This window comes from Nonomuraea sp. NPDC049269 (assembly GCF_043197155.1).
GTDB lineage: Bacteria > Actinomycetota > Actinomycetes > Streptosporangiales > Streptosporangiaceae > Nonomuraea.
Genome location: NZ_JBICSO010000001.1, coordinates 1,804,186 through 1,817,468, shown reverse-complemented (window position 1 = coordinate 1,817,468; position 13,283 = coordinate 1,804,186). Strand labels below are relative to the sequence as shown.

Sequence of the window (13,283 nt, the reverse complement as noted above, 5' to 3'; positions counted from 1 at the left end):
TCGCCGCCGGTACGGTGCTGGAGTGCGGCGATGCGAGGAATGCTCCCACTGGGAACCGGCCGGTGCTCCGGAGTGTGTTCGGTGTGCCCGGCTGGTGGACACGATCGTCGAGGACGGCTGGCGGGCGTTCCTGGAGCGCGACTTCGGTACGGCCGGGCAGGCCGACGAGCGCGCCATCGCCGAGATGGTGGTCGACGAGCCTGACAGGCACCCGTGGCGGGTGGTCGACGCGGCCTACGACCGGCTGACCTGCCCCGAGTGCGGCGGTCGGCTGAGCCGGGGCCCCGCTGGGTGTGGACCGTGTGACCTGGCCAATGGCTTCCGTTATGTCGCGGTCGAGATCGATCGGCCGGGAGTCGCGCCGGGGAACGAGCACGCGCTGCGGGTCAACGTGTCGGTGGTGCGCAGGCCGTACGGGATCTCGGCGGTTGAACTTCTGGCGCGGCGGCTCGCGCTACCGATCCTGCTCGAAGGGCTGCTCCCCACGACCCAGCAGGCGCAGGCGGCCCGGGCCATGCTCAATGACGGCGCCAGCGCGGAGGAATATGACGCGTTCATCCACCGCACCTGGGGGCGCCAGGTCAGCCCTTGATCTTGTCCAGATCGAGGTCGAGGTCCACAGGGAAACCGATGTCGGCCTTCAGACGGCCGCGGTGAATGCCGGTGGGCACGTAGGCCCGAACTACAGGCACGAGTTCGAACGTGTAGACGACATGTTTGCCGTCTTCTTCCTGTTCCACCCGCCAGAAATGCTTTATGCCGGCCTCTGAGTATTTGAGGGACTTGGTCGTGCGATCGCGTTCTCTCGACTCGTCGGAAACCACCTCGATGACCAGGTGGACGTCCTCTGGCTTGAAGGACGTGATGGAGGGCGTCAGCGCCGATCTCTTCACGAGGAGAACGTCGGGCTCGGGACGCTGCCGCAGGCCAGTATGTGGAATGCGGTCTGCGGCGGCCTGAAGAAGAGCGTCCCATCGATCAGCTCGACATGTTTGGGCGCGCCGACGGGAAGGTGGTCGAGCATGTCGGCGGTCCACCCGCCGGAGGGGCCCGGGTAGAACCACTCGGGAAGTTCCCTGGTCATCACGCATGCCTCCGCCCATGCTGACTGAACGGCGTCATCATGACACGTCGGGTAATCGTCAGGAGAGGTCTCGGCGCTCCTGCGTGCTCCTGCGGTACAGCTCGTCGATCTCGTCCAGCGGGTCCGGGGCGCGGCGGCGGGCCTCGATCTCCAGGTCGGTGCGGGAGTTGAGGTCGTCGATGCCGGCCGCGGCGTGCTGGAGTTGGTCGCCGAGGAGGTCGGCGCGGATGCGGGCGCACATGGCGGTCAGCTTGGCCTGGTGCTCGCGCAGGCGGTGGAGCGTGGCGTGGTCGACGTAGGGCGAGGCGCGGCGTTGCTGGGCGTACATGGCGAGTTGTGCGTCGTGTATGTCGGCCTGCGCGGACAGGTCGGCCAGCAGGCGGGGCAGGTCGCCGAGGCCCCAGCCCTGGCGCAGCGCGTGGTCGACGGCCTGGCGGGTGATCGAGACCTCGCGGCGCAGGTCGAGACGGAGGCGTTCGACCTCGGCGGCGTCGCCGGGGCCCATGGCGTTGACGTGCGTGGTCAGCTGGGTCGCTGCCTGCTTGGCCTTGACGGTCGCTTTCTGGCCCAGCTTGACCAGGAAGTAGATGCCGACGCCGGCCACCAGGCCGAGGAAGGCCAGGACCGCCAGGATGATGAGAATGACCTCCATCACCGTCCTCGCCTCCTGCTGATTGGCCCGCTGCCTAGAGGATAGTGCGAGCGCCGGGCGGATGGGTGGCGAGGCAGGCTTCGCGTTACCAAGCAAGCTCTTGATTGTGTCCCGGAGGCGTGGTTCAGTTCACCTACCGCGAAGGAGCCACGCATGCTTGACGGCAAGGTAGTGCTCATCACCGGCGGCGCCAGGGGCATGGGGGCCGCGACGGCCCGCCGCTGCGTCGCGGCGGGGGCGAGCGTCGTGATCACCGATGTCCTCGTGGAGGACGGCACCGCCACCGCAAAAGCCATCGAATCACGATTTATCCCGCACGATGTGACGAATCAGGATCAGTGGGCTGAGGTGGTCCAGGGGGTCCTGGACGAGTACGGCCGGCTCGACGGGCTGGTCAACAACGCGGGCATCGCCCCCTCGGCGCCCCTGGAGCAGCACTCGCTCGACGACTTCGAGCGGGTGCTCAAGGTCAACCTCGTCGGCGTGTTCCTCGGGCTCAAGTCGGTGGTGGCGCCGATGCGCGCGTCCGGCGGCGGCTCGATCGTGAACCTGTCGTCGGCGGCCGGTCTGACGGCGCTCCCCGGTACGGGCGGGTACGGCGCGTCCAAGTGGGGTGTCCGCGGCCTCACCAAGATCGCCGCGATCGAGTACGGCCCTCACCGGATCAGGGTCAACTCCGTACATCCCGGGATGATCGTCACCGCGATGACGCTCCCGCATGGCGCGGTCTCCGGCGAGGGCACGTTCCCATTGGCCACGGCCGGGCGGTGCGGTGAGCCCGAGGAGGTGGCGGAGGCGATCGCGTTCCTGCTGTCCGATGCCGCGTCCTACATCACGGGCGCCGAGCTGGCGGTGGACGGCGGCTGGACGGCGGGGGAGACCCAGCTGCTCTCCCGTAGGGACGGTGGGTGAACTCATGGCCGTTGACGACCTCACCAGGGCGGTCATCGACGCGATGACGGCGGTCTTCCCCCGGGTGGGGACCGAGGTGACGGACGCCGTCGAGGCCCGGCGGATCATCGCCGAGATGCCCCCGCTGGAGCCGGAGCCGTACCAAGTGGGCCGGGTGGAGAATCGGCTGGCGGGGGACCTCCCCGTGCGCGTCTACTGGCCGGCGACGAAACAAGAAGTGCGGCCGGTGGTCGTGTACTTCCACGGCGGCGGGTTCACGCTCTGCTCGCTGGACACGCATGACTCCATCTGCCGCCTGATCTGCGCGGACGCCGACGTGATCGTGGTGTCCGTCGACTACCGGCTGGCCCCGGAGCACCCGTATCCGGCCGCCGTCGAGGACGCGTACGCCGCGACCCGCTGGGTGTCCGAGCACGCCCGCGAGCTGGGCGCGGATCCCGGTCGGCTGGTGGTCGCCGGCGACAGCGCGGGCGGGAACCTGGCGACCGTCACGTGCCTGAAGGCCAAGGACGAGGGCGGGCCGCCGATCGCGCTGCAGGTGCTGATCTACCCCGTCACCGACGCCGCCCAGACCGCGCCCTCGTACGCGGAGAACGCGGACGGATATTTCCTGACCACGGCGCACATGCGGTGGTACTGGGACTGCTACCAGCCCGACCAAGTGCGCCGCGCCGAGCCGTACAGCTCGCCGATCAACGCGGATGTCAGCGGGCTGCCGCCCGCGCTGGTGATCACGGCGGAGCACGATCCGCTGCGTGACGAGGGCGAGGCGTACGCGGAGCGGCTGCGCGCGGCCGGGGTGGACACGCGGAGCGTGCGTTATGACGGGATGTTCCACGGGTTCTTCGGGCTGGGCTCGCTGCTGCCCGCCGCCAAGGAGGCCGGGGCGACGGTCTGCGCCACCATCCATGAGCAGGTGGGGTGAAGGATGCCTTACGCGGATATAGGGCAAAATATCCGGCTCTTCTATACCGATGACGGCACGGGGGACGGCCCGCCGCTGCTGCTCGTGCACGGCTGGGGCGCCGACTCCCACCAGTGGTCGTGGCACATCGACGGGCTCGCCGCCAAGCACCGGGTGATCGCGGTGGATCTACGCGGCCACGGCTACTCGTCCGTGCCCGACGAGGGCAACACGCCGCGCCAGATGGCCGACGACCTCGCCGCGCTGATGGACGTGCTGGCCATCCCCGAGGTGATCGCGATCGGCCACTCCATGGGCGGCCAGGTCGTCTCCATCCTGGCGGTCGAGCATCCGGACAAGGTACGCAAGCTGGTCGCGGTCGATCCCGGTTACGGCATGTCGGCGGACATCGCGCGCGACTTCCCGGAGACGATCGCCGCACTGCGCGGCCCGCACCCGCACGCCGCCGCCGTACAACTCGACCGGTGGTGCACCAACACCGCCACCCCGGCCGTCATCAGGCGCTGGCACCAGCGCAGGCTGCACGGCATGGCGCCGCACGTGCTGCTCCAGGCGTTCGAGGCCATGTTCACGCTGCCCGGCGCGATCGGGGTACGGCCGGCGAGCGACGACTACATCGTCCGCAGGCAGTGCCCGGTGCTGTCGATCTGGAGTGACGCGGAACGCGCGGCCTGGGAGGCGGGGCTGTGCAAGCATCCGGCGTCGAAGGTGGTGTGCTGGGAGGGCTCCAGCCACCGGCTGCACGAGGAGCGTCCCGGAGAGTTCGTCGTCGTGCTGCGCCGATGGCTACGGGCTTCCTGACGCGCGTCTGGCCCGGCGGGCGGCGCGGTAGCGGCGTACCTTCCTGATCGTCCACCAGGCGAGCACGGCCATCAGCAGCAGCACGACGACCACCAGCACGGGCACGAACACCGCGACCAGGCTCATACCGAGCGACCCGACGTCCTCCACCGTGCTCGCGACGGGCGCGCCCACGCCGCCCGTCCCCACGTTGATCATGGGACGGGCCGTCGCCTTCAGCGCGTGCACGGCCAGCGCCACCAGGATGCCCAGCACCCAGCCCACCCACGGGTGCTCGGTCATCCAGGTCGAGTGGTCGAGCTCGGCGGCCGCGTTCGTGGCGCTGAACACCACGCCGCCGGCCGCCGGTCGTACCGCCGTCTGGATGGCGTCGTTGACGCTGTCGACGGCCGGGACCTTGTCCAGCACCATCTCCGCGACCAGCAGCACCGCGATCACGGCGAGCACGCCCCAGTTGGACAGCCACGAGTAGCCGTCGGGCAGTTTCACCCGGTCGGTGACGTTCGCCAGCACGCCCACCACGAGGAGCGGAATGTAGGCGTTCAGCCCGGCGGCGGTGGACAGGCCGAGCCCGGTCAATGCGGCGAACATGCCCCTAGTCTGCCCGGGCCGCCTCGTCCATGAGCGCTGCCAGACCGGATCCGGTGAACTCGGCGACCGCCCGCTCGTACTTCTCCATGCCCCACGACCAGAAGTCGAAGTCGATGCTCTGGTTGGCGCCGTCCTGGATCGAGGCCCACAGCGTCCAGCCGTACTTGGACATCAGCCCGAGCAGCCGCGCCCGCGCGATCTTGTGGCGCAGGCGGCGGCCGTAGTAGGCCGTGACCAGCTCTTCCAGCAGATCCAGAGACAGGTCCGACTCGCTCCAGATGTTGCCGAGCTCGAAGCAGGGGTCGTTGTTGCCGGCGTACTCGTAGTCGATCAGCCAGAGCCGCTCGCCGCCGTCGATGATGTTGCCGGGCAGCAGGTCGTTGTGACACGGCACCCGCCCCGCATCCCGAATATCCAGACATTTCCTGATCCGCTCAACTTCGGGCATGAAATCGAGATATTTCGCCGGAAGTCGGTAGCCGCGGGTCCGGACGATCTCCAGATAGCCCCGCTGCACCTCGAACATGTCGAAGTCCCGTGCGAACCGAGGCCCCGCGTGCAGCCGTCCGCACACCTCGGCCAGCCGCCGCAGGTTCGCCGGGTCACGCAGGTCGGCCTCCGTGAACGTACGGCCCGGCAGGAAACCCACGATCAGCACCCCGAGCTCCGGCAGATAGTCGTGCACCGGCGCCCCCACCCCGATCCGCGCGGCGGTCAGCGAACAGGAGTATTCGACGTCCCGGTCGATCGCCAGCAGCGATCCCTCGCTGGCGGACACCCGCACCACGTAGGTGCCGCCGGGAACGGTCACCTTGTAGTTGTGGTTGGTCAGCCCGCCGGGCAACTCCTCGACGGAACGCGGCGCGCCGGACAGCAGAGGGATGCGATCGAAGATCTCGGTCATGGTCGATGCTAGCCCCGCCACCCCCTAAACGGTCTAGACCTTTAGTGTAGCCTCGCCCGCATGAGCGACTCGGCCCGCATCGTGATCATCGGCGGCGGCGTGGGCGGCGCCTCCGTCGCCTACCACCTGACCCAGCTCGGCGAACGCGACGTCGTCCTGCTGGACCGCGACGAGCTGACCAGCGGCTCCACCTTCCACTCCGCCGGGCTCGTCGGCCAGCTGCGCGCCGACCCCACGCTGACCAGGATGAACCAGTACTCGGTCGAGCTCTATCGCACGCTCGACGCCGGCTGGACGGAGTGCGGCGGCATCAAGCTGGCCTCTACGGCCGAGCGGATGGCCGAGATCCGCCGCCAGATCGGCTGGGCGCGCACGTTCGGCCTGCCGCTGGAGGAGATCTCCGTCGCCGAGGCGGCCGAGCTGTTCCCGCTGATGGACCCGTCGGGCGTTGTCGGCGCGGCGTACCTGCCGACCGACGGGCAGATCGACCCCTCCGCGCTCTGCTACGCGCTGGCCGCCAAGGCCCGCGAGGGCGGCGCCCGCGTCCGGCCCAGGACCCGCGTGCTCGGCATCGACACCGAACGCGGCCGGGTCACGCGGGTCCGCACCGACCAGGGCGACATCGACTGCGAGGTGGTGGTCAACTGCGGCGGCATGTTCGCCGCCGAGATCGGCCGGATGGCCGGGGTGCGGATCCCGATCGTGCCGATGTCGCACCAGTACGTGGTCACCGACGCCTTCCACGAGCACGCCGGGCTGCCGACGCTGCGCGACCCCGACCTGCTCGTCTACTACCGGCAGGAGGTGCAGGGCCTGGTCATGGGCGGCTACGAGCGCACCTGCGCCCCCTGGACGGCGGACGAGACCTCCTACGACGCCATCCCGGCCGACTTCAACGGCCGCCTGCTCGCCGAAGACTGGGACCGATTCACCGAAATTTCGGAGAATTCGCGGATCCGCGTTCCGGCCATGGCCGACGTCGGCATCCGCAAGATGATCAACGGCCCGGAGGCCTTCACCCCCGACAACGAGTTCTGCCTCGGCGAGACCGAGGTCGGCGGGTTCTTCGTGGCGGCCGGCTTCTGCGCGCACGGCATCGCGGGCGCCGGCGGCATCGGCAAGGTGATGGCCGAGTGGATCGTCGAGGGCGAGCCCGCCATGGACGTCTGGCACATGGACATCCGCCGCTTCGGCCGCCAGTACCGCTCCCCGTCCTACACCCTCGCCCGCGCGATCGAGAACTACGAGACCTACTACGACATCCGCTACCCCGGCCACGAGCGGTCGGCGGGCCGCCCGCTCAAGGTCTCCCCGGCCTACGGCTGGCACGCCGAGCACGGCGCCGAGTTCGGCGAGAAGGCGGGCTGGGAGCGGGTCAACTTCTACCGGTCGAACGAGCCGGACGGCACCGACGAGCGGCCCGAGGGCTGGGCCGGACGGCTGTGGTCGCCCGCGATCGGGGTGGAGCACCGGGCCGTGCGAGAGACGGCGGGCCTGTTCGACGAGACCTCGTTCGCCAAGATCGAGGTCTCCGGGCCGGACGCCGCCGAGCTGCTCGAATGGGTCTGCGACAACCGCGTGGCCCGCCGGGTCGGCGCGGTGACCTACACCCAGGCGCTCAACCGGCGCGGCGGCATCGAGTGCGACTTCACCGTCACCAGGCGGGCCGAGGACGAGTTCCTCATCGTGACCGGCACCGCGTTCGGCTCGCACGACCTGGGCTGGCTGCGCAAGCAGGCCGCGCTCAGGGACGCCCACGTGCGGATCGCCGACGTGACCGGCCAGTACGCCTGCTTCGCCCTGTGGGGGCCGCGCGCCCGCGACATCCTCGGGACGCTCACGCCCGACCCGCTCGACTTCCCGTTCATGTCCGCGCGCGAGCTCACCGTGGACGACGTGCCGGTGCTGGCGCTGAGGGTGACGTACGTGGGCGAGCTGGGCTGGGAGTTGTACTGCTCCAGCGAGTACGGCCTGGCGCTCTGGCAGGCGCTGTGGCGGGCAGGCCGGCCGTACGAGCTGCGGGCCGGAGGCTACCGGGCCATCGAGAGCCTGCGCCTGGAGAAGGGCTACCGGGTCTGGGGCGCCGACATCGGGCCCGAGACCACGCCGTACGAGGCGGGGCTCGGCTTCTGCGTCAAGCTCGACAAGGACTTCCTCGGCAAGGACGCGCTCGACCCCGCCCCCGGGCGCGGGCTGCGCTGCCTGACGCTGGAGCCGGGGGCGATCGCGCTCGGCAACGAGCCGGTGCGCCTGGACGGCCAGGTCGTGGCCCGGATCACCTCGGGCGGCCACGGCTACACGGTCGGCTCGCCGATCGCCTACGCCTACCTGCCCGCGGGGCCGGGCGCCAAGGTCGAGGTCGAGGTGGAGGGCGCCTGGGTGACCGGGACCGTGGTCAAGGAACCGCTCTACGACCCGGCGGGGGAGCGGGTGCGCTGAGGCCGCTGCGGACCGAGATGCGCACCCGGTCGGAGCGGAACAGGTCACGGGCGAACTCCACCGGCTCGCCGGCCGCCGCGTAGGCGGTGCGCTCGATCAGCATGAGCGGTGTGCCCGGCTCGACGCCCAGCTCGGCGGCCTCGTCGGACCTGGCGATGACCGGGTCGAGGTGCTCGACGGCCGTGCGCGGCTCCAGGTCGTAGCGCTCGGCGAGCAGCGTGTAGAGCGACCCGCCGAGATCCTCCTCCAGGAAGCCGGGCAGCGCGGGGAAGAAGGAGCGTTCGAGCGCCACCGGCGACTGGCCGGCCGAGCGGACCCTGACGACCGCGTGCACCGGCTCGTCCACGGTGGTCCGCAGCGCGGCGGCGACGGAGCGGGGCGCCGGGACGGTCGCGGCGAGCAGCACCTTGGCCTCGGCCTGAAGGTGGGCGCGCCGCATCTGCTCGGTGAACCCCGCCAGCCCCGTCAGATCGCACTCCACGCGCGGGTCGGCGACGAACGCGCCGCCGGACCTGCCCGGCACCCTGACCAGGACGCCGTCGTGCTCCAGCGTCGCCAGGGCCTGTCTGAGCGTCATCCGGCTCACGCCCAGGCTCGCCGACAGCTCCCGCTCGCCCGGCAGCCGGTCGCCGGGCTCCATCTCGCCGCTGCCGATGGACTCCAGCAGCCAGCGCTCGATCTGCACGTGCGCGGGGACACCGGTGCCGCGCTCGACCTCGGGTGTCCCGACCACAGGCGAATCGTAGCCGGTCATCCCGACAATCTGGACAGCCGTTCGACCGCGTCGGCGAACTCGCTCACCATCTCGTAGACCACCTCGCGAGCGGGCTTGACCTGGTCGAGCTGGCCGACGACCTGCCCGACGAAGTAGTTGGCCAGCTCCACGGCCCCCGGCTCGCCACGCTCGGCGGCCAGGCCGACGCGGGCCATCGCGGCCTCGGCCACCAGCATCTGCAGCGGCATCGCGAGCGGGCCGGGGCTCTCCTGTCCCGAGTCCCACTCCTCGGTCCAGGCCGACTTGAGCTGCCTGGCCGGCTTGCCGGTGCGCGACCTGGACCTGACCGTGTCGAGCGAGGAGGCGGCCAGCAGCTTCCGCTTCACCGCGGGCGCCGTCTCCGCCTCCTCGGTGGTCAGCCAGACCGACCCGCACCACACGCCTTCGGCGCCGAGCGCCATCGCCGCCGCCATCTGCCGTCCCGAGGCGATGCCACCCGCCGCCAGCACCGGCACCGGCGCGACCGCGTCCACGACCTGCGGCACCAGCACCATGGTGGCGATCTCGCCGGTGTGCCCGCCCGCCTCGGTGCCCTGCGCCACGATCAGGTCCGCGCCCGCCGCCACCTGCCGGTGGGCGTGCTCGACGGTGCCGACCAGCGCGGCCACCGGCACGCCCGCCTGCCGGGCGGCGGCCACCATCTCCGGCGGCGGCGGCCCGAGCGCGCTGGCGATCAGGCCGATCGGATGCTTGAGCGCCACGTCGATCAGCCCGGTCGCGCCCGCCGCCGTCACCCGCCTGCCGAACTCGTCCGCCGAGGCGGCCACCGGTTGCGGCGGCGTGTTCACGCCGTACTTGGACAGCAGGTGCGTGATGAAGTCGCGGTGCCGTTCCGGGATGAAGTCGGTCAGATGGGCGTCGAGATCGAGCGCCGACGCGTCGAGCTTGCCGGGCACCAGCACGTCCACCCCGTACGGACGGCCGTTCACCCGCTCGTCGATCCAGGTGAGCTCGGTGTCGAGCTGCTCGGGCGTGTAGGCGATCGCGCCCAGGACGCCGAAGCCGCCCGCGTTCGTGACCGCGGCCACCACGTCGCGGCAGTGGCTGAAGGCGAACAACGGGAACTCGACGCCGAGACGTTCGCAAAGTGCGGTCCGCATGCACCGACGCTAACCGTCAGAAGGTTGTTCGGTCCAGACCGTCTACGAGGGCGGGACTGCCGGTCGGCATGCCCGGAGTGTGCCAGCCGAGCGCGGGATCGTAGCTGCGCACCAGCTTGGCGGGCACCCCCGCGACCACGCTGTGATCGGGGAACTCCCCGCGCACGACCGCGCCGCCCGCCACCACGCACTGGCGGCCGATCCTGGTGCCCGGCAGGATGATCGCGCCCGCGCCGAGCCAGGAGCCCGCGCCGATCGATACCGGACTGTTGCGCGGCCACTGCCTGCCGATCGGCGTCTCCGGGTCGTCGTAGACGTGGTTCTGGTCGGTGATGTAGACGTACGGGCCGGTGAAGACGTGCTCGCCGATGTCGATCGACTGGTGGGCCACGATGTGCGAGCCCCGGCCGATCGAGCAGCCGCCGCCGATCCGCAGGATCGAGTCCGGGCCCAGGTCGACGCCGGGACCCATGCCGCAGGAGAGCGACACCCGCTCGCCGATCAGCGTGTGGTCGCCGATCTCGATCCACTGCTCGCCGAAGATCGCGCCCGGCGGGAAGGCGATGCTGACTCCGTCGCCCAGATGCCGGAAGCGGGTGCCGCCCGGACTGGCGGGAGTGATCGCCCCTGCCGCGCGGATCGCCCTGTAGGCACGGTGAATCAGCGCGCCCGTCGCCCGCCGTACAAATGACATAGGGCCCAAAGTTACCGCTAGGTCATGCCGTTCGGGCATGTCGGGGGCGTTGTTTGATATCCTGAGAGCCCGTGGACGCTTCGACCACAACTCGACCCACGGGAGCCCCTTTGCGCAGCGCATCGCAAACCAAGCATCTGTTCGTCACCGGCGGTGTCGCCTCCAGTCTCGGCAAGGGGCTCACCGCCTCCAGCCTGGGCCGTCTGCTCAAGGGACGCGGTCTCCGGGTCACCATGCAGAAACTCGACCCCTACCTCAACGTGGACCCCGGAACGATGAACCCGTTCCAGCACGGTGAGGTCTTCGTCACAGACGACGGATCCGAGACCGACCTCGACGTCGGACACTACGAGCGGTTCCTCGACACCGATCTGCACGGTTCGGCGAACGTCACCACCGGCCAGGTCTACTCCAACGTCATCGCCAAGGAGCGGCGCGGCGAATACCTGGGCGACACGGTCCAGGTCATCCCGCACATCACCAACGAGATCAAGGACCGCATCCGGGGCATGGCCGGTCCTGAGGTCGACGTGGTCATCACCGAGGTGGGCGGCACGGTCGGCGACATCGAGTCGCTGCCGTTCCTGGAGGCCGTACGCCAGATCAGGCACGAGGTCGGACGCGACAACGTCTTCTTCCTGCACGTGTCGCTGCTGCCGTACATCGGCCCCTCCGGAGAGCTGAAGACCAAGCCGACGCAGCACAGCGTGGCCGCGCTGCGCAGCATCGGCATCCAGCCCGACGCGATCGTGCTCCGCTCCGACCGGCCCGTGCAGACGGCGATCAAGCGGAAGATCAGCCTGATGTGCGACGTCGACGAGGACGCCGTCGTCTCGGCCGTGGACGCCGCCTCGATCTACGACATCCCCAAGGTGCTGCACTCCGAGGGGCTCGACGCGTACGTGGTGCGGCGGCTCGGCCTGCCCTTCCGCGACGTGGACTGGAAGGAGTGGGAGGAGCTCCTGCGCCGGGTGCACCGGCCGGCCAAGGAGGTCACCATCGCGCTGGTCGGCAAGTACATCGACCTGCCCGACGCCTACCTGTCCGTCACCGAGGCGCTGCGGGCGGGCGGGTTCGCCAACGACGCCCGCGTCAACATCCGCTGGGTCAAGAGCGACGACTGCGAGACGCCCGAGGGCGCCGAGCGCGAGCTCGACGGTGTCGACGGCGTGCTGATCCCCGGCGGGTTCGGGGTGCGCGGCATCGAGGGCAAGATCGGCGCGATCCGCCACGCCCGGGAGGGTAAGATCCCGCTCCTCGGCATCTGCCTCGGCATGCAGGGCATGGTCATCGAGGCCGCGCGCAACCTGGCGGGGCTCGAAGAGGCCAACTCCACCGAGTTCGACCCCGACGCCAAGTACCCGGTCATCTCCACGATGGCCGACCAGGAGGACGTCGTCGCCGGCGAACGCGACATGGGCGGCACCATGCGCCTGGGCAGCTACACCGCCAAGCTCGGCGAGGGCACGCTGGCCAGGCAGCTGTACGGTGGCAAGGCCAAGGTCGCCGAACGCCACCGTCACAGGTACGAGGTGGGCAACTCCTACCGCGAGCGGCTGGAGAAGGTCGGCATGGTGTTCTCCGGGCTGTCGCCCGACGGCCGCCTGGTCGAATACACCGAGCTGCCCGTCGAGGCCCACCCGTTCTTCATCGGCACCCAGGCCCACCCCGAGTTCCGCTCCCGGCCGACGCGGGCCAACCCGATGTTCAAGGGTCTGATCAACGCCGCGCTCGCCTACGCCGACAGCCGCGTGACCCCGAAGGTGACTCCGAAGGTGGCCAAGTGAGGGTCGAAGACACGCCCGAGGCGTGGGACGTCGTCGAATCCAAGAACCGGTTCGAGGGCCGGGTGGTCCACGTGGTCACCGACACCGTCCGCATGCCGAAGGACACGGTCGCCGACCGCGACTACGTCGTGCATCCCGGGTCGGTCGCCGTCCTCGCGCTCGACGAGCGGGACCGGGTCCTGCTCATCCGTCAATACCGCCACCCGACCCGTCAGCTGCTCTGGGAGCTGCCCGCCGGGCTGCGTGACGTCGAAGGCGAACCGCTGGTCACCGGTGCCGCGCGGGAGCTGGCCGAGGAGGCCGGGTACCGCGCCGAGACCTGGCACACGCTGGTCGACCTCTACACCTCGCCCGGCATGTCCAACGAGCGGATCCGGGTGTTCCTGGCCCGCGGCCTGTCGAAGATCCCCGACGACGAGAACGGCTTCGTTCACGAGCACGAGGAGATCGACATGCCGGTCGAGTGGGTGCCCCTGACCGACGCGGTCGAAAGGGCGCTCATGGGAATGATCCACAATTCCCCGACCGTGGCCGGTATCCTCGCCGCATATGCGGCTTCGGTCGAGGGATTCGCCCTGTTGCGCCCTGCCGATGCCAAGGAGGCATGACGGAAGGACCA

Annotated in this window: 15 protein-coding genes; 7 read left to right on the top strand and 8 right to left on the bottom strand. The window is 70.1% G+C overall.

Annotated features, from left to right (window positions below):
* The first annotated feature begins 94 nt into the window (after positions 1-94).
* Complete coding sequence (locus ACGFNP_RS08435; RefSeq protein ID WP_393316240.1) at positions 95-592, top strand: hypothetical protein; 498 nt, start codon at positions 95-97, stop codon at positions 590-592.
* On the opposite strand, the gene ACGFNP_RS08430 is transcribed toward ACGFNP_RS08435, so the two are convergent.
* The 3 genes from ACGFNP_RS08430 to ACGFNP_RS08420 are packed head-to-tail and all read right to left on the bottom strand — an operon-like array spanning position 582 to position 1,736.
* The gene (locus ACGFNP_RS08430; RefSeq protein WP_393316237.1) at positions 582-893 is read right to left on the bottom strand and encodes a Uma2 family endonuclease; all 312 of its coding nucleotides are present in this window, start codon (positions 891-893) and stop codon (positions 582-584) included. The two genes, ACGFNP_RS08435 and ACGFNP_RS08430, sit on opposite strands and share 11 nt — an antisense overlap.
* Positions 890-1,084 carry a hypothetical protein gene (locus tag ACGFNP_RS08425; protein WP_393316234.1) on the bottom strand — a complete coding sequence of 65 codons (195 nt, stop codon included), beginning with the start codon at positions 1,082-1,084 and terminating at the stop codon, positions 890-892. The genes ACGFNP_RS08430 and ACGFNP_RS08425 overlap by 4 nt, the downstream gene beginning before the upstream one ends.
* Before the next feature lie 58 nt (positions 1,085-1,142).
* Complete coding sequence (locus ACGFNP_RS08420) at positions 1,143-1,736, bottom strand: hypothetical protein (protein WP_358318669.1); 594 nt, start codon at positions 1,734-1,736, stop codon at positions 1,143-1,145.
* Positions 1,737-1,889: 153 nt separating this feature from the next.
* Here ACGFNP_RS08420 and ACGFNP_RS08415 point away from each other — a divergent pair, with 153 nt between their 5' ends.
* From ACGFNP_RS08415 to ACGFNP_RS08405, 3 genes are read left to right on the top strand one after another with little or no spacing between them, the layout of a single operon-like run.
* Positions 1,890-2,648 carry a glucose 1-dehydrogenase gene (locus ACGFNP_RS08415; protein ID WP_358318670.1) on the top strand — a complete coding sequence of 253 codons (759 nt, stop codon included), beginning with the start codon at positions 1,890-1,892 and terminating at the stop codon, positions 2,646-2,648.
* 4 nt (positions 2,649-2,652) lie between these two features.
* The gene (locus tag ACGFNP_RS08410) at positions 2,653-3,573 is read left to right on the top strand and encodes an alpha/beta hydrolase (protein ID WP_393316231.1); all 921 of its coding nucleotides are present in this window, start codon (positions 2,653-2,655) and stop codon (positions 3,571-3,573) included.
* Positions 3,574-3,576: 3 nt separating this feature from the next.
* Entirely contained in the window at positions 3,577-4,374 is a 798-nt protein-coding gene (locus ACGFNP_RS08405) for an alpha/beta fold hydrolase (RefSeq protein WP_393316228.1), read from the top strand.
* Here the strand turns inward: ACGFNP_RS08405 and ACGFNP_RS08400 are convergent.
* Complete coding sequence (locus ACGFNP_RS08400; protein WP_393316225.1) at positions 4,360-4,965, bottom strand: DUF4126 domain-containing protein; 606 nt, start codon at positions 4,963-4,965, stop codon at positions 4,360-4,362. The genes ACGFNP_RS08405 and ACGFNP_RS08400 overlap by 15 nt on opposite strands.
* 4 nt (positions 4,966-4,969) lie before the next feature.
* Complete coding sequence (locus tag ACGFNP_RS08395) at positions 4,970-5,869, bottom strand: phosphotransferase (protein ID WP_393316222.1); 900 nt, start codon at positions 5,867-5,869, stop codon at positions 4,970-4,972.
* A 60-nt stretch (positions 5,870-5,929) separates the two neighbouring features.
* Here ACGFNP_RS08395 and ACGFNP_RS08390 point away from each other — a divergent pair, with 60 nt between their 5' ends.
* Positions 5,930-8,308 carry an FAD-dependent oxidoreductase gene (locus tag ACGFNP_RS08390; protein WP_358318675.1) on the top strand — a complete coding sequence of 793 codons (2,379 nt, stop codon included), beginning with the start codon at positions 5,930-5,932 and terminating at the stop codon, positions 8,306-8,308.
* Here ACGFNP_RS08390 and ACGFNP_RS08385 read toward each other — a convergent pair.
* The 3 genes from ACGFNP_RS08385 to ACGFNP_RS08375 are packed head-to-tail and all read right to left on the bottom strand — an operon-like array spanning position 8,265 to position 10,877.
* Entirely contained in the window at positions 8,265-9,062 is a 798-nt protein-coding gene (locus tag ACGFNP_RS08385) for a GntR family transcriptional regulator (RefSeq protein WP_358318676.1), read from the bottom strand. The genes ACGFNP_RS08390 and ACGFNP_RS08385 overlap by 44 nt on opposite strands.
* Positions 9,059-10,183 carry a nitronate monooxygenase family protein gene (locus ACGFNP_RS08380; RefSeq protein ID WP_358318677.1) on the bottom strand — a complete coding sequence of 375 codons (1,125 nt, stop codon included), beginning with the start codon at positions 10,181-10,183 and terminating at the stop codon, positions 9,059-9,061. The genes ACGFNP_RS08385 and ACGFNP_RS08380 overlap by 4 nt, the downstream gene beginning before the upstream one ends.
* A gap of 16 nt (positions 10,184-10,199) precedes the next feature.
* Positions 10,200-10,877 carry an acyltransferase gene (locus tag ACGFNP_RS08375; RefSeq protein ID WP_393316217.1) on the bottom strand — a complete coding sequence of 226 codons (678 nt, stop codon included), beginning with the start codon at positions 10,875-10,877 and terminating at the stop codon, positions 10,200-10,202.
* 110 nt (positions 10,878-10,987) lie between these two features.
* Between ACGFNP_RS08375 and ACGFNP_RS08370 the strand changes: the two genes are divergently transcribed.
* Both ACGFNP_RS08370 and ACGFNP_RS08365 read left to right on the top strand, forming a co-directional pair.
* Complete coding sequence (locus tag ACGFNP_RS08370; RefSeq protein ID WP_358318679.1) at positions 10,988-12,664, top strand: CTP synthase; 1,677 nt, start codon at positions 10,988-10,990, stop codon at positions 12,662-12,664.
* Positions 12,661-13,272 (top strand): NUDIX hydrolase, encoded by a 612-nt coding sequence (locus tag ACGFNP_RS08365; RefSeq protein WP_358318680.1) that lies wholly within the window; start codon positions 12,661-12,663, stop codon positions 13,270-13,272. The genes ACGFNP_RS08370 and ACGFNP_RS08365 overlap by 4 nt, the downstream gene beginning before the upstream one ends.
* The last annotated feature ends 11 nt before the right edge of the window (positions 13,273-13,283 follow it).